The organism is Bradyrhizobium sp. LTSP857, assembly GCF_000938285.1.
GTDB lineage: Bacteria > Pseudomonadota > Alphaproteobacteria > Rhizobiales > Xanthobacteraceae > Bradyrhizobium.
This window is the reverse complement of record NZ_JYMS01000027.1, coordinates 352,399-372,498: the sequence shown is the minus strand read 5'-3', so window position 1 is coordinate 372,498 and position 20,100 is coordinate 352,399. Positions and strand designations below refer to the sequence as shown.

Sequence of the window (20,100 nt, the reverse complement as noted above, 5' to 3'; positions counted from 1 at the left end):
GAGCGAGATAAGATCTGCGTAGCCCGGATGGAGCGCAGCGAAATCCGGGTTCTGCTAACGTATCGGCACCGCCCCGGATTGCGCTACGCTCCATCCGGGCTACGGTTCAACGGACATAGGCGAGGCGCACGGAGAGTATCTGATGCAACGCATCACCATCACGATCGAGGACGATTTGCTGGCGGAGATCGATGCCGCGGCCGAAGCGCGCGGCTACCAGAACCGTTCCGAGATCATCCGAGACCTCGCGCGCGCCGGCCTGCAACAGAGCACCGAGGATACCGCGCAGACCGGCCCCTGCGTCGCAGGACTCGTCTATGTCTACGACCACGCCGCCCGCGATCTCTCAAAGCGCCTGGTGCAGGAATTCCACGGCCACCACGACCTCGCGCTGGCGACGCTGCACGTCCATCTCGACGACAACAATTGCATGGAGATGACGGCGCTGAAGGGCGACGCTTCCGAGGTCAAGCATTTCGCCGACCACATCATCGCCGAACGCGGCGTGCGTTATGGGCGCGTGGTGATGATCCCGACTGGGGACGGCAAGCAGGCGAAGGCGCGGAAACACGGGCATCCGCATGAGTAGGTTGGGACTCTCGTGCCCCGGACGCAGCGCAGCACGAAGTGATGCGCTGCTGAGCCGGGGTCCATCTCGCCGCTAACGCAAGCTTCTGGGTCCCGGCTCTGCGTCGCGTCCGGGACACGAGAGATCCTGCTCTACGCCGCTTTCGCCGTACTCCCGCCGGGCAACCCCGCCCGCGCCACACCGCCGTACAACGCTTCGTTCGGCATCTCCTCGCGCAGGATCTTGCGCACCGAGATCAGCTTCTCGAGATCGATGCCCGTCGCAAGACCCTTGCTCTCGCACAGGAACACGAGATCCTCGAACACGACGTTACCCGTTGCGCCTGGCGCGAAGGGGCAGCCGCCGAGGCCGCCGAGCGAGCCGTCGAGGATGCGGACGCCTTCATCAAGAGCAGCCGCAGCGTTGGCGATGCCCATGCCGCGGGTATCGTGGAGATGGATGCAGATCGGCTTCGAGCCCGCGAGCTTGACTGCGGCACGCGACAGTTCGGCCACGTGCTTCGGGCCGGCATAGCCGACGGTGTCGGCAATCGCGACGAAATCGACGCCGGCCTCCAGGCACTTGTCGACCAGACGCAGCACCTCGATGGGATCGACCGCACCGGTGATGGAGCAGCCTAGCGCCATCGAGATCGCGGCATTGACGAGCGGTTTATGGGCGCTGGCGTCGCGCATCTTGCACAGCCGCTTCACATTGGCGATTGCGGATTCGCGCGAGCGATGCGCATTGGCCTGGCTGTGCTCTTCGGTCGCCGAGACAACCGAGGCGATCTCGCCGACGCCTGACTCCAGCGCCTCATTGACCCCGCGCTCGTTGAGCGCGAGCGCGATACCATGGGCGCCAGGCAGGCTCGCCACCGTCGCGATCACATCGCGGACGTCGACGAATTGCGGAAAGGTCTTTGCCGGCAGGAACGAGCCGACCTCGAAATGCCGGACGCCCGCGGCATATTCGTCGCGTACCCAGCGTTGCTTGGCCTCGGTTGATGGAATCTTTTTCACGAGCTGGAGCCCGTCGCGCAAGCCGACCTCGCGCAGGCTGACGCGGTCTGTGGGGTAAATTGTCTCGATCCGGCTCATGCGCGTCTCCCAGCGGCTTTTGATGTGACGTCGTCCTTGTCGATCTCGGCGCGAACGGCGGATGTGTCGGCGCCGAGCGGCGCGACCTTCAGGCCCTCACCGAAATGGCTGCCGTTCCACTCGACCGGTAGCGCCGGCACATGGAACGGCTTGCCGTCCGCGGTGGTGTTGTTGACGAGCCCGCCCGGCCGCAGCACGTGCGGGTCGGTCAGGAGATCCTCGGGCCGGTTGATCGGCGAAAAGCAGATGTTGAGTGCGTCGAGCCTTTGCGACAGCTCCGCCACGTTCCACGGCCTGATGATCTCGGCCACGCGCGGAAGGATTCGTGGCCGCGCCAGGATGCGATCGGTCGTGGTGCGCAAAGCGGGATCGTCGAGAAGATCTGCCAGCCCGAACTCGCGGCAAAAACTCTGCCAATGGCCCTCGGTGACGACGCCAATGAAGATGCGCCCGTCGCCGGCGGCATCAAAGATGTCGTAGATCGGCCAGGCGTGCTCGCGCTCCGGCATCGAGCGCGGCTTGTTGCCGGTCATCTCGTATTCGACCATGTGCTGGGCGACCAGGAACAGGCAGTTCTCGAACAGGCCGATGCGAATGTCGGCCCCGTCGCGCTTGCCTCCGCGCTTTTGATACAGCGCTGCCAGGATCGCGATCACGCCGAACATGCCGCCCATGATGTCGTTGGCGGAGGAGCCGACGCGCTGCGGCTTCTCTTTGGTGCCGGTCATGGCGGCCAGTCCCGACATCATCTGCACGACCTCGTCGAGCGCCGGGCGATGCTCATAGGGGCCGGAGAGAAAGCCCTTGTGTCCGGCGATGATCAGATGCGGATGAAGGCGGCGTAATTCCTCAGTGCCAAGCCCCTGTTTCTCGAGCTGGCCATCGCGAAAATTCTCCAAGAACACATCGGCCGTCTCGAGCAGCCGGTGCATGGTGTCGCGGTCCTCCGGCTTCTCGAAGTCCAGCACGACACTGCGCTTGCCGCGGTTGAACAGCGGAAAGAACGCCGTCCCCATGCCGCCAAGAGAGCGGGTCTTGTCGCCGGCGGGCGGCTCGACCTTGATCACTTCGGCGCCGAATTGCGCGAGGATCATGCCGCAGGTCGGACCCATGACCATGTGGGTCATCTCGACGACCCGCACGCCTTCGAGCGGCAATCCGGCCTCAGCCATCCGTCTCTCCCTGTTCGTTCGGCGCTGGAAGACTAGGTCTTCACAAGCCTTCTGAAAAATATAATCTATCGAAGATTGCCTTCGCGCTTATAGAACGCTTTACCCCATGGATTCACGCCAGCTCCGCTATTTCATTGCCGTCTACGAGCAGCGGAACCTGTCGCGTGCGGCCGACCAGGTCAACGTCGCGCAGTCTGCGCTCAGCCATCATATCTCGAACCTGGAAGCCGAATTCGCAACGCCCCTGTTCGAGCGCAAGCCGCGCGGCATGGAACCGACGGCGGCCGGCGAGCGGCTCTATGAGCACGCGCGCATCATCCTGCGCGCAATGGCCGAGGCCGAGACCGAAGTGCGCGAAGGCGCCCGCGTCATTGCCGGCGATATTTCGATCGGCATGGCGAATTCCGGCGTCAAGGCGATCGGCGTGGAGCTGATGCGCACAGTGCTCACCCAATATCCCAAGCTCAAGCTGTCGCTGACCGAGAGCCTGTCCGGCGCGACGCTGATGCACCTGATGATCTCCAGCGTCGATCTGGCGCTGGTCTACAATCCGCCGTCGGAGAAAGAGCTGATCACGGAAGCCGTGCTCGAAGAAGAGATGTTCCTCGTCGGGATTCCAAAACTGGTCGGCAAGGGCAAGGCCCCGATCCGGTTCGAGGAGCTGAACCGGCTGCCGCTGATCCTGTTGCGCTATGGCCTCGGTCTGTCCTCGCGCGCACTGCTGGACGATCCGGTCCTGCTCAAACGGCTGGAAGGCAGCGCCATCCTGCACGCCAACTCGATCACAGGCATGACCGGCGCGCTGGTGGAAGGGCTGGGCTGCACCATCGCCACAAAACTGTTCGCACGCGAGGAGCTCGCGGCCGGCCGCCTCGTCGCACGCGAGGTGATCGAGCCGAAGCTGACCCGCACGCTCTACCTCTGCCGCCTGCGCAACCGTCCGATGACGTATGCGATGGAAGAGATGCGCCGATTGATGCTGGCGCTGATCGCCGAGCAGGTGCGGGGCGGCGGCTGGCAGGCCACGCTGGCGGGGTGAAAAGCGAGCGCCGAGTTCGAAAATCTCGAACGCTCCCATCGATATGTTCTTCTGGATTTCTGGCTTCGACCCGCCAACATGGCGCGGCCCGGCAAGGTTCACGAAAACCTCAGAGATGAGCCGCCGGGAACCGCGCGCGATCCGCGTGCCACGGGGAGGACATCATGAGCGTTGTCGGCATCGACACAGCCTTTGAGCTCGGCGCTGCGCCATCGGCACCCGACGAAATCTCGCGACGGCTCGAGGCCATGCCGGGGACAGCTTATGTCTGGCGCCTCGTGATCCTGCTCTCGCTCGGCGGTTGCTTCGAGATCTACGATCTGTTCCTGACCGGCTACATCGCGCCGGGCCTGAGCCGCAGCGGGTTGCTCTCCACGACGACAACGGCGTTTTTCGGCTTCTCCGGCATTGGCGCCTTCGTCGCCGCCACTTTTGCCGGCCTGTTCGTCGGCACCTTCTTCCTCGGCTTCCTCGCTGACCGCTTCGGCCGGCGCGCGATCTTCACCTACGCGCTGCTCGGCTACACCGCGGCATCCGTGATCATGGCCTGCCAGACCTCCTCGGAAGGCCTGTTGTTCTGGCGCTTCCTCGCCGGTATCGGCATCGGTGTCGAGGTCATCACCATCGACGCCTACATCACCGAACTGGTGCCGAGCCGGATGCGCGGACGTGCCTTTGCGGTCAACCAGTCGATCATGTTCGTGGCTGTGCCCGTGGTCGCTTTTCTCGCCTGGTGGCTGGTGCCGCTCGCACCTTACGGCGTCGAAGGCTGGCGCTGGGTGGTGCTGATCGGCGCCGCCGCCAGCATGATCGTCTGGGTGGTGCGGCTGTTCCTGCCCGAGAGCCCGCTCTGGCTCGCGCGCCACGGGCGCAACGACGAGGCGCTCCGCATTATGGCGACGCTGGAGGCCGCGAGCGGCGGCGCGGGCTCACGCCCCCTGATGTCATCCGCACACCAGGCGATGCAGGCGCCCGCGCGGGTCAGCTTCGCCGATCTGTTCCGGCCGCCCTATCTCTCGCTCGTCATCCTCTTCATGGTGTTCAACCTCTGCCAGGCTTTCGGCTTCTATGGCTTCGCCAATTGGGTGCCGACGCTGCTGGTCGAGAAGGGCATCACCGTCACCAAGAGCCTGCAATATTCCTTCATCGTCGCCTTCGCCTATCCGATCGCGCCGCTGCTCGCCGCGAGCTTCGCCGACAAATTCGAGCGCCGATGGATCATTGCGGGTGCCTGCATCGCCATCATCGTCTTCGGCATGGCGTTCGCGCAACTGACCGAGCCCAGTGTGCTGATCGTCTGCGGCGTGCTGCTGACGGCCTGCAACACCACGATGTCCTACGCCTATCATGCCTATCAGACCGAGGTGTTTCCGACCCAGATCCGGGCGCAGGCCTCCGGTCTCGTCTATTCGATGAGCCGGCTCTCCGCGACGTTCTCGGGCTTCATCGTCGCCTACATGCTGAAGGAAGCCGGCGTCACCGGCGTGTTCGGCCTGATCACCACAGCGATGCTGATCGTGGTGATCGCAATGACGCTGTTCGGCCCGAATGTGCGCGGCAAGCCGCTGGACGTGGTGTAGCCCTCTCCCCGTAAGAACGGGGAGAGGGAAAAGAGCGACCGCCGTTTACGCCGCGAGCAGGTTCTGCAACGCCGCGCCGTTGGGGACGCCGAGGCCGGAGCAGGCATCCCAGCCGGGGCCGGCCTTGTACATGCCGTGGAGGGAGCCGGTGATGTCGTTATTGCCGACCGTGATGTCGCGGAACACGCCCTGCGCATGCGAGGCGTAGATCAGCGGGTTGATGAAGCCGACCGTCTTGCCGAATTTCTTGGTCGTGGCCTCGTTGATGCGGGCGATCAGTCCGGCCATCAAGGGCGCCACCGCGCTGGTGCCGCCGATGGTGGTCATGACGCCGTTGAGGAAGATCTGGTAGCCGGTCGCGGGATCAGCGTCGCCGGCGACATCGGGCAAGCCGCGCCCGACCGAATGCGACGGCGATTTCGGCACATGGGCGTGGGCCTGGTATTGCGGCCGCGGGAACACGATGCTGACGCCGCCGCCACCCGCGCCACCCTGCGTCCCGCCGTTCCAGACCACCTCGTTGATGTGGCCGTTCGGCGCCTTCAGATTGGTACCGCCGCAGGCCAGCGCGAATGGGCTGGACGCCGGGAAGTCGGCATGCGGCTTGCCGTCCCAGCCTTCACTCATATCGGCTGAGCCATTGTCGCCGGAAGCGACGCAGACGGTGACGCCCATCGCGGCGGCATCACGGATGGCCTCGTTCAGGCCGTCGACGAATTGCTGCGAGCCCGCCGGATCTTCCGGTCCGCCCCAGCTGATCGAGATCACCGAGGGCTTTCGCGCGGAGTCGTGGACCGCGGCCTTGACCGCATCGATGAAGCCGTTGGTGGTGTTGGGCGCGAAATAGACCACGATCTTGGCGCCGGGTGCGACCGCCCCGGCGACCTCGATGTCGAGCACGACTTCGCCGTCGGCGTCGGAATGGCCGGGCTTGTTGGCGCCGCCGTCGACACTTGCGGGGGCGATCTTCGGCATCGGGATGCCCGCCTTCTTGAAGAAGGCCTTCAGGTCCGACGTCTTGTAGCCGGCACCCGTGGGGTGGCCCTTCTGGTCGATGTCGTTGAGCTCGATGATGGCGATACACTGGCCGGCGCCGGTCTCGCCGCCCGGGAAGTTGTAGAGCTGGGCGATCTGCTCGACCGAGAAGCTGCCGCCCTGCCCCGCGCGCGCCGTCGCGCCCTTGGTCGCCGTCCTGCGGCGGAAGTGCGGCTGAGCAACGGGTCGATTGTCGAGACCATGCACGCCGATCACGATACCTTCGAGCTCGGCCGGGATCTGCACGTTGCCCTTGCGCATGCGATAGGTCGCGCCGTCATGCTTGACCTTGTCGAGCTTGACGCCGAAGGCCGCGCTCATCGCCTTCACTGTACCGGTCAGCTTCACCGTGCGGGAGGCCAGGTGCACGCTCTTGACGTTGAGTTCATGATGATGGGCGAAATCGTCGATCTTGGCGATGTCGGCGGGATCGGCGCCCATCTCTTCGGCAAACTCGGCGCGAGAAAGATATTGCCGTTCGCGCGGCGGTTGCGCACCGAGCGCCATCACCTTCTCGTCGTCGGCACGCTTCGCGCGCAGGCGAACGCTGATCTCGATTTCCTGCTTGGGATCGGCCGCGCCGACGAGCTTGGCCCCCTTCGGTAATTTCCGCGCGCTGTTCACCAACGCAACACGCTTGGTCGAGCTTGCCATGACTTCCTCCGTTTGTGATTGGAAGACAGATTGCCGCATCTCAACTATAGGTGTAATCTGACAACCGGATTGGTTCAGATATTGAGCGACAATTTTTCAGAATAGTTCTTTTTTGACAGGTGAAATCCTCCACGAGCCAAAGTCGGCACAGAATCGGTCAGTAGCCCCGACCATTCGATGGCAACGAATTCGATTTTAGATTGCAACCGCCGGCCACCTTGGCCGACCAATGAAAGACGTTTGTCAAAATCAGACGCGTGTCAAAACCAATTGGCGGAGACGATGCAATGCCGGCCGATCGCAAATGGGTTCAGAGAAATCTTGGGTTCGATCCGATCACGACGCCGCCGCCGCGCGAGACCTTTACGGTCAAGCGTATCGCGGACGTCGCCGTGAAGAAGACCGCGAAGGTCAATGCGGAGGACTTTCAACGCGAGATCATCGATTTCGATTCCGAATCGAGCGAGGGCCGCGCGTTCCTTGCCTTCTCGACCGCGACCGGCCTATCGCGCTTCACCGACATTCCCTGGCCCAAGGGCTTGGCGCCGCAAACCGGACCGAAGCCGAAGGGCGACGGCAAGGGCCCACTGCCGCGCGCGGACGTGCTGGTCGTGACCTGGACCGTCGACGAAGGCCACGCGCTCAGCCGCGTGCTGACGCCGGGCAAGGATTCCCGCAACGACTACGTGCCCTACACGCACAATTACGCTGCTATCTCCAAGAAGATGCGCAACGGCTGTCCGGCCATCGAGGCGAAGCGGCTCGGCACCTACTGGACCACGACGATCGGCAAGAAAAAGGTCGTGATCTTCAAATCCGACTCGCACATGTCGCAGGACGGCCCGCAGCTGCCGAACATCGACGTCTGGCGCCAGATCATCACCGAGGTACAGCCGACCCTCGTCATCACCACGGGAACAGCCGGCGGCATCGGCAAGCAGGTCGAGGTCGGCGACGTCATCGTCAGCCCGATCGTCCGCTTCGACTGCCTGTCGAAGTTCAAGAAGCAGCCTTTTGCCCAGGAGCATTTCTCCAGCAAGTCGGCCAAGACGACGAAATTCGCGGTCGCCAAGACGCTGTTCAAGGCCAATGCCGGGCAATTGCCGAAGGACAACACCAGGGCGCCGAAGATTTTCGTCACCAAGCCCAGCGACCTGTCGTCCTCCGTGGTCACCACCGACTTCTTCGGCTTCGACACCTCGGACGATCATTTCCATCTCCAGGGCCTCGGCGACGTCTCCGAGATGGGCGACGCCGTCCTCGGGCTGGTGGCCCAGGAGATGGGCGCCAAGGCGCCGCGCTGGCTCGCGATCCGCAACGTCTCCGATCCGCAGATCAAGGCCGAGGGCACGCTGAAGCAGCAGGAGCAGATCGCTGCCCAGATCTACAAGGGATTTGGTCGCTGGAGCACGGTCTGTAGTGCCATCACCTGCTGGGCCAGCATTGTGGCCGAGCCGTAGGCCGCAGGCCGCAACAGGTCAGCGTCCCTTGCCGAAGCGCCCTGGGGTGTCTACCTCTCGCAGGTGATTTCGTGAGGGGAAGTTCCATGCTGGATGCCGCCGTCAAGGCGCTGTCGCAAATGATCTCGCCGCCGATGCGCTCGATCCTGTGGCGATCGATCAGCCTTGCTCTGGTGCTGATCGTCGTGCTGGCGATCGGCTTGCAGCGGCTGCTCAGCTGGTTTGCCACCTATGGCGAGGTCTGGCTCGAGGGCCTGCTCGGGCCAAGCTGGCATTCGTCGCTCGAAATTTTTGCCTGGATCATCTCGATCGCGGCCGGTCTTGGCGTGGTGTTCGGCAGTGTCTTCCTGATGCCCGCGATCACCTCGCTGGTGGCGAGCCTGTTCGTCGACGACGTCGCCGAGATCGTCGAGCGCGAATATTATCCCGCCGAGCGGCCGGGCGTCGCTCTGCCGTTCAACCAGGCGATCTACGAGGGCATCAAGACCGGGCTGTTGACAATCCTGGTCTATCTGATCGCGCTGCCCTTCGTGTTCCTGGCTGGCGCCGGCTTCCTGATCTTCTTCCTCGCCACCGCCTGGCTCCTGGGCCGCGAATATTTCGAGCTCGCCGCGATGCGCTTCCGCTCGCCGGAGGAAGCCAAGGCGATGCGGCGCGACAATGCCGCGACCATCTTCACCGCCGGCCTGATCATCGCGGCTTTCGTCTCGATCCCGATCGTCAATCTGGCGACGCCGATTTTTGGCATGGCCTTCATGGTCCACATGCACAAGCGGTTGTCAGGTCCGCGGCCGGAGCTGATCGAGCCCGCGCGGCAGATGCGGTGACGGCGACTACGCGACCCGCACTCCGCATTTGCGCAGCACCATCTTGGCGAAGCCGAACGGCGCCGGCGTGAACAGGCCGGGCGGTGCGCGGGTGATCAGCGCGATGAAGCCGAGCGCGGCCATCGCCAGCCAGAAGCACAGCCAGAAACCATCGATATAGGCGAGCACGTTGGCCTCGCGCTGCACGAAGCTTGCGAGCGTGCCGACCGCGCGTGCCTGCGCGGAGCCCGCGCCGTGGGCCGCGAAGTGATCTGCAAGCTGCTTGAGCGCGCGCACCACGTTGACGTCGCCGACCTCCAGGTTCTGGCCGATATAGAAGGAATGGATCTGTTCGCGGACGCGCAGCCACGTTCCCATCAGCGCCACGCCAATCTCGGCGCCGCCGAGCCGCATGATCTGGATATAGGCGGCAAAGGCCGTGGCCCGGCTGGGGTCGGAGTTCGACACCGCCAGGATGATGATCGGCAACAGCGTCGTCGATTGACCGACCGCTTGCAGCAGCACGATGCCGATAAAATCCTCGCGCGCCCAATCATGGGTGAGCTGGGTGCCCCAGAGATTGGCGGCGGCAAAGCAGGCAAATCCCAGCACCGTCACCACACGCGCATCGAAATGCCGGAGCAGCCAGATCGAAATCGGCACCAGCACGAACATCGGCAGCGCGCCATAGGTAAGCAGCAGCAGCCCGCTCTGCTCCGGTCTGAGCAGGATAACATTGCCGAGGAAGTTCGGCACCAGCGATGAGTTGGAGAGGCTCGTCAGGGTGTAGAGCAGGATCACGACCAGCGACAGCCCGATATTGCGCGAGAACAGGACGTTCACATGCGCCCAGGGCTGCCGAGCCAGCACTTCGTTGATGACGAAGGCCACGAACAGCGCCGCCCCGCCAACGAGCAGCGCCATCACCGTACCCGAGCCGAACCAGTCCAACCGATTGCCCTGGTCGAGGCCGGCATAAATCATCCCGACCGAGGCGCCGAGCAGCAGCATGCCGCCCCAATCGGCCTCGCGCAGCAACGCGCGGTTGACCGGGTCGTTCGGTGTGCCCAAATAGACCATCAGGCCCATCAGGGGCGCGATCACGACGCTCTGCCAATACACCCACTGCCAGCCGAGATGATCGACATAGAAGCCGACCAGTGATGACGAGGTATCGAGCGCAAAGCCGACACGGATCGAATAGAGCGCGATCGCCGGCAGCCACCAGCGGATCGGCAAATTGCGGAACACGATCATCAAGGTCGCCGGCACGAACGTACCGAGCAACAGGCCATGCACGACGCTGAGCGCGATCAGCGTCGGATAATCGCGCACGAACGGAAGCGTCAGCGAGACCGCGGCATAGACCAGGCTCGGGATGCCTAGCACACGCCGCAGGCCGAACACGGTCGCAAGCCACGCCACCGCCGGCGCGATGAAGATCTGCGAGCCGATGCCGGCCGTGGACAGCCAGGCGCCCTCGTCGAAGCTGAGCGAGAACGCGCCGCGCAGATCGGGCAGCCCGACCGTGGTCAGCCGGCTGTCGAAATTGGCGAGGAACGAGCCGAGCAGCACCGCCGCCACGGCGAACAGCGGCTGTGGCGCGACGCCGCCGCGCGAGACCGGCCCGCGATCGGCGTCGTTATTTTCCGCCATTCGCGCCCGCGGTGTTGATGCTGGTGACAACCGACATGCCCGGCACGAGCCGCGTCAGCAAGGGCTGGTTGTCATCGAACTGGATGCGTACGGGAATGCGCTGCACCACCTTGGTGAAATTTCCGGTGGCGTTGTCAGGCGGCAGCAACGCGACCTGCGCGCCGGTTGCGGGTGCGATGCGCTCGACCTTGCCGTGGAGCTTTTCGCGCGGAAAGCTGTCGACGGTGATCTCGACCGGCTGGCCCGGTGAAACGTGCGTGAGCTGGGTCTCCTTGTAGTTCGCGATCACATAGACTTTTGGCAGCGGCACCACGTTGATGAGATTGGTGCCGATATTGACGTAATCGCCGGGCTGCACCTGACGCTCGCCGACGACACCGTCGAACGGCGCCGTGATCCTGGTATAACCAAGCTTGAGCTTCACGCTCGCCAGCGTCGCCTTGGTGGCGTCGAGATCGGCCGCGCGTTGCTTCCTGGTGCCTTGCAGGACTTCGAGCTGATGCTGCTGGGCGGCGATCACGGCGCGGCTGGCGCGCACATCGGCCTGCGCCTTGGCGTAGCCCGCGACGGCTTGTTCGTACCGCTGCCGGGTGCCAGATTCGGTCTGCGTCAGCGATTGCTGGCGATCCTGCTCCTGCTTGGCTTCGACCTCCAGGGCTTCCGCCGACAGCCGTGCGGCCTCGGCCTGCGCGATCGTCGCATATTGCAGCTCGATCTGGTTGGCGAGATTGTCGAGCACGGCTTGCGCCGCGGCGACCGCCGCCTCGGACTGCGCGACCTGGGCCTCGTAATCGGCGGGATCGATCTGGATCAGGAGGTCGCCGGCCTTGACGCGCTGGAAGTCGGTCACCGCGACGGTCAGCACTTCGCCCGAGACGCGGCTCGCAAGACGGGTCAGCTCCGAGCGGACGTAAGCATCGTTGGTGGTCTGGATCACCGCATTGCCGACCCATTCGTCGAAGCGCATCGTCGCCAGCGCGACGAAGGCGAGCGCGACGATCACGGCGAACAGCGGGATCGCGAGTCGGCCCCAGAGCGAGCTCGCCGGCGGCGGTGCCGGCTTGGGCGCCGCGGCTGGTGCGGGGGCTGACGGGGGCGACGAGACTTGTTCCTGCTCACTCACGACACGACCTCAAAACCAACTTGCTTCACATCGTCCCGGAACGACGGCGAATATTGCCTCACACCGTCTTCTCCGGCCACCGGCAAAGATCGTTGATCAGGCATACCTCGCAGCGCGGCTTGCGCGCGAGACAGGTGTAGCGGCCATGCAAGATCAGCCAGTGATGTGCATGCAGCATGAACTCGGAGGGGATCACCTTTTCGAGTCCAAGCTCGACTTCGAGCGGCGTCTTGCCAGGCGCGAGCTCGGTGCGGTTGCCGACGCGGAACACATGCGTATCGACCGCCATGGTGTGCTCGCCGAAGGCCATGTTGAGCACGACATTGGCGGTCTTGCGCCCCGCGCCCGGCAATGACTCGATCTCGGCGCGCGTGCGCGGCACCTCGCCGCCGAACTCGCTGAGCAATTTTGCCGACAGCCCGATCACGTTCCTGGCCTTGGTGCGGTAGAGGCCGATGGTCTTGATGTACTCACGCAGCCGCTCCTCGCCGAGATCGAGCATTTTTTGCGGCGTGTCGGCGACCTCAAACAATGCGCGCGTCGCCTTGTTGACCCCGGCATCGGTTGCCTGCGCCGACAGCACCACGGCGACCAACAGCGTGAACGGATTGACGTGCTCGAGCTCGCCCCTCGGCTCGGGATTGGCCTTGCGGAAGCGGCTGAAAACTTCGTGGATCTCGGTCGGGGTCCAGGGTTTTGTAGATTTGGGTTTGAGGGCCTTGGTCTTCATCAACTTCGCGGGCGCCTTCGGCTTCGCTGCGGCCGTCTTTGCCGCTTTCTTCGTCACGGCCACTTTGCGCGGGGTCGGCTTGCGGATGATTTTCGCCATGATCGGGATATACTGAGGGACGATGAGCACAGGCAACGAAATTGAGCGCAAAGACGCTGAAGATCCGCGCGAGGTGGAGATCCTCTCTGCGCGGCTGACGCCGCATCGCTCGCTGAACCGCACCGGTTTCCTCGCCGTGATGCTGTTCCTGAGCGTCGTCAGCTTCGTCACCGGCATGGTCTTCCTGATGATGGGGGCGTGGCCGGTGCTCGGTTTCTTCGGCCTCGACGTGCTGGTGGTCTGGTGGGCCGTCAAGGTCAATTTCCGGACCGCGCGGGCGAGCGAGGAGATTGTAGTCACCCCGACCGAATTGCGCGTGCGCCGCGTCAGCCATCGCGGCCAGGTCGCCGAATGGACTTTCAACCCGCTCTGGGTCCGCCTCGACCAGGAGATCGACGAGGAGTACGGCATCGAGCACCTCTATCTGATCTCGCGCGGCCGCCGGATCCAGATTGCCGGCTTTCTCGGACCGAACGAAAAGGCTAGTTTTTACAAAGCCTTGGTTGATGCGCTCAACGCCGCAAAGCGCGGCCCGATCTATAATCCGGTCTCCTGATTCCGGATCGGAAAACGGGTGGTTTCGCGCCGCCCCCTCTCCTACATTTCCGGTCATGATGACACTCGCCATACATGACCAGCGCCTGGCCAAGCCGGGCTCCCAGAACGCCGCGCTGCGCGACTATGATTCCGTGCGCCGGGCCATCGCCTTCATCTCGGAGAAATGGCGCGCGCAGCCGACCATCGAGGCGATGGCGGATGCGGCCGGCGTCACGCCGGATGAGCTCCACCATCTGTTCCGCCGCTGGGCCTCGATCACACCCAAGGCTTTCATGCAGGCGCTGACGCTCGACCACGCCAAGGGGCTGCTCAGGGATTCCGCGAGCATCCTCGACGCGGCGCTCGACTCCGGCCTGTCGGGCCCGGGCCGGCTGCACGATCTCTTCGTCACCCATGAAGCGATGTCGCCGGGCGAATGGAAGAATGGCGGTGCGGGGCTCACCTTGCGCTACGGCTTCCATCCCTCGCCCTTCGGTACGGCGATCGTGATCGCGACCGATCGCGGGTTGTCAGGATTGGCCTTCGCCGATCCCGGCGAGGAGAAGGCAGCGCTTGCCGACATGACTCGGCGCTGGCGCAACGCAACTTACGTCGAGGACCACGAGGGCACCGCTCCGCTCGCGCAACGCATCTTCGACACAAAACTGTGGCGGCCGGATCAGCCGTTGCGCGTGGTCATGATCGGCACCGATTTCGAGGTGCGGGTGTGGGAGACGCTGTTGAAGATCCCGATGGGGCGCGCGGTGTCCTATTCCGACATCGCCTGCAACATTGACAACCCGAAGGCCTCGCGCGCCGTCGGCGCGGCGATCGGCAGGAATCCCGTTTCCTTCGTCGTGCCCTGCCACCGCGCGCTCGGCAAGAGCGGCACGCTCACCGGCTATCACTGGGGCATCACCCGCAAGCAGGCGATGCTGGGCTGGGAAGCCGGGCAGGTGGGGGTGCAGTAGGTTTGCTGCTTAGGTCGTAGTGGCCGTAGGGTGGGCAAAGCGAAGCGTGCCCACCATGCGTCAGCGGTAGGAAGAATGGCGGGCACGGCGCTGTGCGCCTTTGCCCACCCTACGGGATCGTGCTCAACCCGCCAGATCCAGCTTCGACGCCACAGTCGAATCCGCATTGAGCCGGTAGATGATCGGCACACCGGTCGCGAGCTCGCGCTTCAGGATGCCTTCGGGCGAGAGCTTTTCCAGCACCATGATCAGCGCGCGCAGCGAGTTGCCGTGGGCGGCGACAAGGGTGCGCTTGCCGTTGAGCACGCCCGGCAGGATCTCCTGCACGTAATACGGCAGCGCGCGCGCGAGGGTGTCCTTCAGGCTTTCGCCGCCGGGCGGCGGCACATCGTAGGAGCGGCGCCAGATCAGCACCTGATCCTCGCCCCACTTCTTGCGCGCGTCGTCCTTGTTGAGGCCGGAGAGATCGCCATAGTCGCGCTCGTTTAGCGCGAGGTCCTTCGACGTCGGCAAACCTTTCTGATCGAGTTCGCCGAGAATGAGATCAAGCGTGTGCTGCGCGCGCGTCAGCACCGAGGTGTAGGCGACGTCGAACACGAGGCCCTGTGCCTTCAGCTTGCGGCCGGCCTCGCTGGCTTCCTTCACACCTAGCTCGGTGAGATCAGGATCCTTCCAGCCCGTGAACAGGTTCTTCAGATTCCATTCGCTCTGGCCGTGGCGCACGAGCACGAGAAGACGTTCGCTCATTGACTGCTTTCCGTTCCCTTCAGATGTCGGCGAGGCCGAGCACGTCGGCCATGGAGTAATGTCCCGGCTTCTTGCCATGCGCCCACAACGCCGCCTTCAGCGCACCATGGGCGAACAGCATGCGGTCTTCGGCGAGATGCGACAGCGTCAGGCGCTCGAACGGGCCCAGGAATGTCACGCTGTGCTCGCCGGCCACGGTGCCACCGCGCAAGGAGGCAAAGCCGATCGCGCCGGGCTTGCGCGCGCCGGTGATGCCGTCGCGGCCACGCTCCGCGTTCTCCTCGAGCGAAATGCCACGGCCACTAGCAGCGGCCTGGCCCAGCATCAGCGCGGTGCCGGAGGGCGCATCGACCTTCATGCGGTGGTGGGTTTCCACGACTTCGATATCGAAGCTGTCGTCGAGCGCCTTGGCGACGCGCTTGACGATCGCGGCCAGCAGATTGACGCCAAGGCTCATATTGCCGGATTGCACCACGACGGCGCGGTTGGTGACGCTCTTGATCACGGCGTTGTCGGAGCCCGAAAGACCGGTGGTGCCGATGACATGGACGAGGCCGCGCTCGGCCGCGATCGCGACATTGGCGATGGTCGCTGCCGGCACGGTGAAATCCAGAATGCCGTCGGCATCCTTCGACATCGCCCAGAGGTCGGCGGACAGCTTGATCCCGTTGGCTGGCAGGCCTGCGAGCACGCCGGCATCCTTGCCGAGCAGCTCCGAGCCCGGCGCCTCCAGCGCACCGGCCACGACCGCACCTTTGGTGTCGGCAATCGCCCGCGTCAGCGCCCGGCCCATCCGGCCGCCGGCTCCAGCAACAATCAAGCGCATCTCGGACATGGTCTGATCCTCTCAGGTGCGTTGTAGCGGCGGGACGCAGTTCCGGCAACCGAGGGGGATCGGGCAGGCGCAGGCGCAGGCCTAACTCTCCTGGAGGGCCGGCCGCTTGCGGCCATCCTTCGAGACGCCCGCCTACGGCGGGCCCTCAGGATGAGGTCGGAGTACATGGCAGCAAATTCGACGGGTGCCGATGCTGCTTAGCCTCATCCTGAGGAGACCGCAGAGCGGTCGTCTCGAAGGACGAGGCGCGCGCTCAGATCCCGCCTCAGCCGTCTGACGGCTGCGGGCCGTCATAGCCCTCGATGATGATGAGGTCGGCGAGCGAGTGCGGTTGGCGCACCTTGATGTTGGCCTGGTATTCCGGCGAGTTGTAGCAGGCGATCGCGGTCTCGTAGTCCGGGAATTCGATCACGACGTTGCGCGTGCGGCTGGCGCCTTCGACAGTGGTGAACTTGCCGGCGCGGACGACGAAGCGAGCGCCCCATTTCTTGAAGATCGCACCATTCGCCACCGCGTAGGGCTTGTAGCCCTCGTCACTGTGCACGTCGACGCGTCCGATCCAGTAGCCTTTTGCCATTGTTCTTCTCCCTTTTTGATCAGCTTGATCAGCCGAGCGCTTGCGCGATTTCGGCCTGGATTGCGTCAGCCGCCGCCCTGGGGTCGGCGGCTTCGAGGATCGGACGACCGACGACAAGATAGTCGGCCCCCGCGGCGATCGCACGGCCCGGCGTCATGATGCGCTTCTGGTCGCCAGTCGGCGCGCCCGCGGGCCGGATGCCGGGGGTGACGAGGCTCATCTGATGGCCGACGATCTTGCGCAAGGCGCCCACTTCTTCCGGCGAACAGACGAGGCCGTCGACGCCGAGCACCTGCGCCTGCTGCGCCCGCGCTTCGACGAGTTCCGACACGCTGAGCCGATAGCCGGCCGCATGCAGATCGTCGTCGTTGTAGGAGGTCAGCACCGTGACGGCGAGGATCTTCAGGCTGGCGCTGCCGCGGCCTTCGACGGCGCCCTTCATGGTTTGCGGATAGGCGTGCACGGTCAGGAACGTCGCCCCCAGCTTGGCGACACTCTCGACACCGCGCATCACGGTGTTGCCGATGTCGTGCATCTTGAGATCGGCAAACACCTTCTTGCCCTTGTCGGCGAGCTTGCCGATCAGCGGCAAGCCGCCGGCATAAGCGAGCTGATAGCCGATCTTGTAGAAGGTGACGCTGTCGCCGAGCCTTGCGACCATCGCCTCCGCGGCCTCCGGGCTCGGCAGGTCGAGCGGGACGATCAGGCGGTCGTTCGGGGCGATTTCGGCTGGCGTCATGTCACCTCACATCATGCGTTGAGAAATGTCGATCAACTGCCGCACCATCTCCCTCATGGCGTCGATATCGCCCTGGTTCTTCAGCCTGTCCATATCGTCATAGGCCTGGTCGGCAAAGGCGAGCGTGAGCTGGCTGGCGATCACATTGGCGTGGCAGGAGGTCAGGATCAATCGCAACGCCCCAAGCGCGCGGGCTGCGCCAAGCCTGCTCTGCGAAGCGCCGGCGAGCGCGAAAGTACGGTTGCGGAAGACGTCACCGCGGGCCTCGTGCGGATCCTGCACGCGACTGACCCAGTCGATCGCGTTCTTCAACAGCGGCGGCACCGAGGCATTGTATTCGGGCGAGACGATCAGCACGCCATGATGCGCGCCGATCATGCGCTTTAGATTGACCGCGTGCTTGGGCACGCCGGACTTGGCCTGGAGATCGCCGTCGTAGATCGGCAGCGGAAAATCGGCGAGCGAGATGCGGGTGATGTCGACGCCGGCCTGGGCGAATTCATAAGCGACGACCGCCGCCAGCTTCGCATTGTGCGAGCCGGTGCGGAGTGAGCCGGGAATGACCAGGATTTTCGGTGCGGACATCCGCTTCCATGCGTTCGGCGAAACAAACCCGCCGCGCAAAGAGGGAAGCCGGCGGAATTAGTCCTTGCGATACACCCAGACGCGGGCCGGCGGAAGGTTCATCCAGATCCGTTCCGAGGCCTCTGTGGACACGCCGGGCAGCGATTTCGGGATCGGCGGCACCACCGCGTAGGTGAACTGTACGAAGGGGGCGCCGGGCGCGAGCGCCGTGAAGGCATCGCGGATCAGCCGCAGCCGCGTCAGCATCGGTTTTGTGACGAGCGGCAGGCCGGAGACGACCGCGGAGGCCGGTGCGCTCAGCACGTTCCAGAGCGTGTCGCGCAGGCGATAGGCATCGCCCTGCACCACCTTGGCCTGCGGATAGCGATCGCGCAGCAGCGCGCAGAAGCCGGGATTATATTCGACGAGGACGAGGCGCTTCTGGTCGACGCCGCGCTCGACCAGCGCCGAGGTGATGGCGCCGGTGCCGGGGCCGAGCTCGACCACCGGTGCATCCGAGTTCATATCGACGTAACGGGCCATGGTCCGGGCGAGCAGCTTACCCGACGGCATCACCGCGCCCATGTGGAGGGGCTTTTCGATCCACGATCTGAGAAAGCGCACCTCGTCATCAAGACGAGGCTTCTTCAACGCACGCGCGGACGACGGCAATGGCATGTCTGGACCGGACGGGACGAGACCGCGTGACCGCGGCGTGTCAGAAAATGGTCATAAACAGGTATAGGCCGAAAACGATGCGGTCAAGACGGGTCAGTTCGCCCGATTACCGAAGAAATCCTTGACCTTGGTGAAGAACCCCTCGGATTCCGGCTGGGTGTTGCCGGAGGAGAGTTTTTCGAACTCGGCCAGCAATTCCTGCTGCTTCTTGGTGAGATTCTGCGGGGTCTCCACCACGACCTGGACGTACATGTCGCCCATCTGGCGCGAGCGCAGCACCGGCATGCCTTTTGATGCAATGCGAAATCGGCGGGCAGACTGGGTTCCGGCGGGGACCTTCACCTTGGTCTTGCCCTTCTCGATGGTCGGCACCTCGAATTCGCCGCCAAGCGCCGCGGTCACCATCGAGATCGGCACACGGCAATGCAGATCAGCACCGTCGCGCTGGAAGAACTGATGCTGGGCGAGCGACAGGAAGATGTAGAGGTCGCCGGGCGGGCCGCCGCGGACTCCGGCTTCGCCTTCGCCGGCGAGCCTGATCCGCGTGCCGTCCTCGACGCCCGGGGGAATGTTGACCGACAGATTCCGCTCGCGGGTGACGCGGCCCTGGCCCGAGCAGGACGGGCAGGCGTCCTCGATCATCTGGCCACGGCCCTGACAGCCCGGGCAGGTGCGTTCGAGCGTGAAGAAGCCCTGCGACTGCCGCACGCGGCCGGCGCCGCCGCAGGTCGAGCAGGTCTTCGGCTTGGTGCCGGCCTTGGCGCCGATGCCCGAGCAGGCATCGCAGGTGACCGAGACCGGAATCTCGATCTGCGCGGTCTTGCCGCCAAAGGCCTCCTCGAGCGTGATTTCCATGTTGTAGCGCAGGTCGGCGCCACGCTCGCGGCCGCCACGGCCGCGCTGTCCGGCCATGCCGAACAAATCCTCGAAAATGTCGGAGAAGGAGGAGGCGAAGCCCGCGCCGAAACCGGCACCGCCGCCAGGACCGCCCTGCTCGAAGGCAGCATGGCCGAAACGGTCATAGGCCGCGCGCTTGTCCTTGTCCTTGAGGACCTCGTAGGCCTCGTTGATTTCCTTGAACCGGACTTCGCTGGTGTCATCCCCCGGATTGCGGTCGGGATGAAATTTCATCGCAAGCTTGCGGAAGGACGATTTCAGGACGGAATCGTCGGCGGAGCGTTCGACCTCGAGGGTTTCGTAATAGCAGCGCTTGGTGGACATGTCTGACCCGGTCTATCCAATCGCGATTCAAGTCGGGGCGAAACAACGCCGCCACGCGACGATATAAGCGCCCTTCCGCCTTGCGGCAGAGGGCACCACGGCAGCGTTGAGAATAACGGCTGGGAATTGATCGATCGTAACGGGAGCGCGCCCCGTCGAGCCCGACACGACGGCCTCCCCCCTGAGGGGAGAGGCCAGTTCAGCGTGTG

The 20,100-nt window shown here is 64.4% G+C and carries 20 protein-coding genes; 7 read left to right on the top strand and 13 right to left on the bottom strand.

What is annotated here, in order from left to right; genetic code table 11:
* Positions 1-142 precede the first annotated feature (142 nt).
* Entirely contained in the window at positions 143-589 is a 447-nt protein-coding gene (gene nikR / locus UP06_RS19210) for a nickel-responsive transcriptional regulator NikR (protein WP_045004784.1), read from the top strand.
* Positions 590-720: 131 nt separating this feature from the next.
* On the opposite strand, the gene UP06_RS19205 is transcribed toward nikR, so the two are convergent.
* Both UP06_RS19205 and UP06_RS19200 read right to left on the bottom strand, forming a co-directional pair.
* On the bottom strand, positions 721-1,668 hold the full coding sequence (locus UP06_RS19205; protein ID WP_045004782.1) for a hydroxymethylglutaryl-CoA lyase: 948 nt from the start codon (positions 1,666-1,668) through the stop codon (positions 721-723).
* Positions 1,665-2,840 carry a CoA transferase gene (locus tag UP06_RS19200; protein WP_045004781.1) on the bottom strand — a complete coding sequence of 392 codons (1,176 nt, stop codon included), beginning with the start codon at positions 2,838-2,840 and terminating at the stop codon, positions 1,665-1,667. Before UP06_RS19200 ends, UP06_RS19205 begins: the two co-directional genes overlap by 4 nt.
* A 106-nt stretch (positions 2,841-2,946) precedes the next feature.
* Between UP06_RS19200 and UP06_RS19195 the strand changes: the two genes are divergently transcribed.
* Both UP06_RS19195 and UP06_RS19190 read left to right on the top strand, forming a co-directional pair.
* On the top strand, positions 2,947-3,879 hold the full coding sequence (locus UP06_RS19195) for a LysR family transcriptional regulator (RefSeq protein WP_045004779.1): 933 nt from the start codon (positions 2,947-2,949) through the stop codon (positions 3,877-3,879).
* A gap of 164 nt (positions 3,880-4,043) precedes the next feature.
* Positions 4,044-5,459 (top strand): MFS transporter, encoded by a 1,416-nt coding sequence (locus tag UP06_RS19190; RefSeq protein ID WP_045004777.1) that lies wholly within the window; start codon positions 4,044-4,046, stop codon positions 5,457-5,459.
* Between the two features lie 45 nt (positions 5,460-5,504).
* On the opposite strand, the gene UP06_RS19185 is transcribed toward UP06_RS19190, so the two are convergent.
* On the bottom strand, positions 5,505-7,148 hold the full coding sequence (locus UP06_RS19185) for a S53 family peptidase (RefSeq protein ID WP_045004776.1): 1,644 nt from the start codon (positions 7,146-7,148) through the stop codon (positions 5,505-5,507).
* Between the two features lie 287 nt (positions 7,149-7,435).
* Here UP06_RS19185 and UP06_RS19180 point away from each other — a divergent pair, with 287 nt between their 5' ends.
* Both UP06_RS19180 and UP06_RS19175 read left to right on the top strand, forming a co-directional pair.
* On the top strand, positions 7,436-8,608 hold the full coding sequence (locus tag UP06_RS19180) for a phosphorylase family protein (protein WP_045004774.1): 1,173 nt from the start codon (positions 7,436-7,438) through the stop codon (positions 8,606-8,608).
* A gap of 86 nt (positions 8,609-8,694) precedes the next feature.
* A complete protein-coding gene (locus UP06_RS19175) occupies positions 8,695-9,435 on the top strand; it encodes a sulfate transporter family protein (RefSeq protein ID WP_045004772.1) in 741 nt (246 codons plus the stop codon).
* A gap of 6 nt (positions 9,436-9,441) precedes the next feature.
* Here UP06_RS19175 and UP06_RS19170 read toward each other — a convergent pair whose 3' ends face one another.
* The 3 genes from UP06_RS19170 to nth are packed head-to-tail and all read right to left on the bottom strand — an operon-like array spanning position 9,442 to position 13,022.
* Positions 9,442-11,070, bottom strand: a complete 1,629-nt coding sequence (locus tag UP06_RS19170; RefSeq protein ID WP_045004770.1) for an MFS transporter — start codon at positions 11,068-11,070, stop codon at positions 9,442-9,444.
* Complete coding sequence (locus UP06_RS19165) at positions 11,057-12,193, bottom strand: HlyD family secretion protein (RefSeq protein ID WP_045004768.1); 1,137 nt, start codon at positions 12,191-12,193, stop codon at positions 11,057-11,059. Before UP06_RS19165 ends, UP06_RS19170 begins: the two co-directional genes overlap by 14 nt.
* A gap of 58 nt (positions 12,194-12,251) precedes the next feature.
* Positions 12,252-13,022, bottom strand: coding sequence for an endonuclease III (nth, locus tag UP06_RS19160; RefSeq protein ID WP_045004767.1), 771 nt, complete (start codon positions 13,020-13,022; stop codon positions 12,252-12,254).
* Positions 13,023-13,044: 22 nt separating this feature from the next.
* Here nth and UP06_RS19155 point away from each other — a divergent pair, with 22 nt between their 5' ends.
* The gene (locus tag UP06_RS19155) at positions 13,045-13,578 is read left to right on the top strand and encodes a DUF2244 domain-containing protein (protein ID WP_045004765.1); all 534 of its coding nucleotides are present in this window, start codon (positions 13,045-13,047) and stop codon (positions 13,576-13,578) included.
* A 55-nt stretch (positions 13,579-13,633) separates the two neighbouring features.
* Positions 13,634-14,530, top strand: coding sequence for a methylated-DNA--[protein]-cysteine S-methyltransferase (locus UP06_RS19150; protein WP_045004763.1), 897 nt, complete (start codon positions 13,634-13,636; stop codon positions 14,528-14,530).
* A 123-nt stretch (positions 14,531-14,653) separates the two neighbouring features.
* Here UP06_RS19150 and UP06_RS19145 read toward each other — a convergent pair whose 3' ends face one another.
* The 7 genes from UP06_RS19145 to dnaJ form a co-directional block, all read right to left on the bottom strand.
* The gene (locus tag UP06_RS19145; protein ID WP_045004762.1) at positions 14,654-15,277 is read right to left on the bottom strand and encodes a 2,3-bisphosphoglycerate-dependent phosphoglycerate mutase; all 624 of its coding nucleotides are present in this window, start codon (positions 15,275-15,277) and stop codon (positions 14,654-14,656) included.
* 19 nt (positions 15,278-15,296) lie between these two features.
* Positions 15,297-16,112, bottom strand: a complete 816-nt coding sequence (gene dapB / locus UP06_RS19140; RefSeq protein WP_045004760.1) for a 4-hydroxy-tetrahydrodipicolinate reductase — start codon at positions 16,110-16,112, stop codon at positions 15,297-15,299.
* Positions 16,113-16,377: 265 nt separating this feature from the next.
* Positions 16,378-16,689 carry a DUF1330 domain-containing protein gene (locus UP06_RS19135; RefSeq protein ID WP_045004758.1) on the bottom strand — a complete coding sequence of 104 codons (312 nt, stop codon included), beginning with the start codon at positions 16,687-16,689 and terminating at the stop codon, positions 16,378-16,380.
* 28 nt (positions 16,690-16,717) lie between these two features.
* On the bottom strand, positions 16,718-17,428 hold the full coding sequence (gene pyrF, locus UP06_RS19130; RefSeq protein ID WP_045004756.1) for an orotidine-5'-phosphate decarboxylase: 711 nt from the start codon (positions 17,426-17,428) through the stop codon (positions 16,718-16,720).
* A 6-nt stretch (positions 17,429-17,434) separates the two neighbouring features.
* Entirely contained in the window at positions 17,435-18,013 is a 579-nt protein-coding gene (locus UP06_RS19125; RefSeq protein ID WP_045004754.1) for an NADPH-dependent FMN reductase, read from the bottom strand.
* Positions 18,014-18,070: 57 nt separating this feature from the next.
* A complete protein-coding gene (locus UP06_RS19120; RefSeq protein WP_045004753.1) occupies positions 18,071-18,670 on the bottom strand; it encodes a class I SAM-dependent methyltransferase in 600 nt (199 codons plus the stop codon).
* 93 nt (positions 18,671-18,763) lie between these two features.
* Positions 18,764-19,891: a molecular chaperone DnaJ gene (gene dnaJ, locus UP06_RS19115; RefSeq protein WP_045004751.1), complete on the bottom strand. Its 1,128-nt coding sequence runs from the start codon at positions 19,889-19,891 to the stop codon at positions 18,764-18,766.
* Between the last annotated feature and the right edge of the window lie 209 nt (positions 19,892-20,100).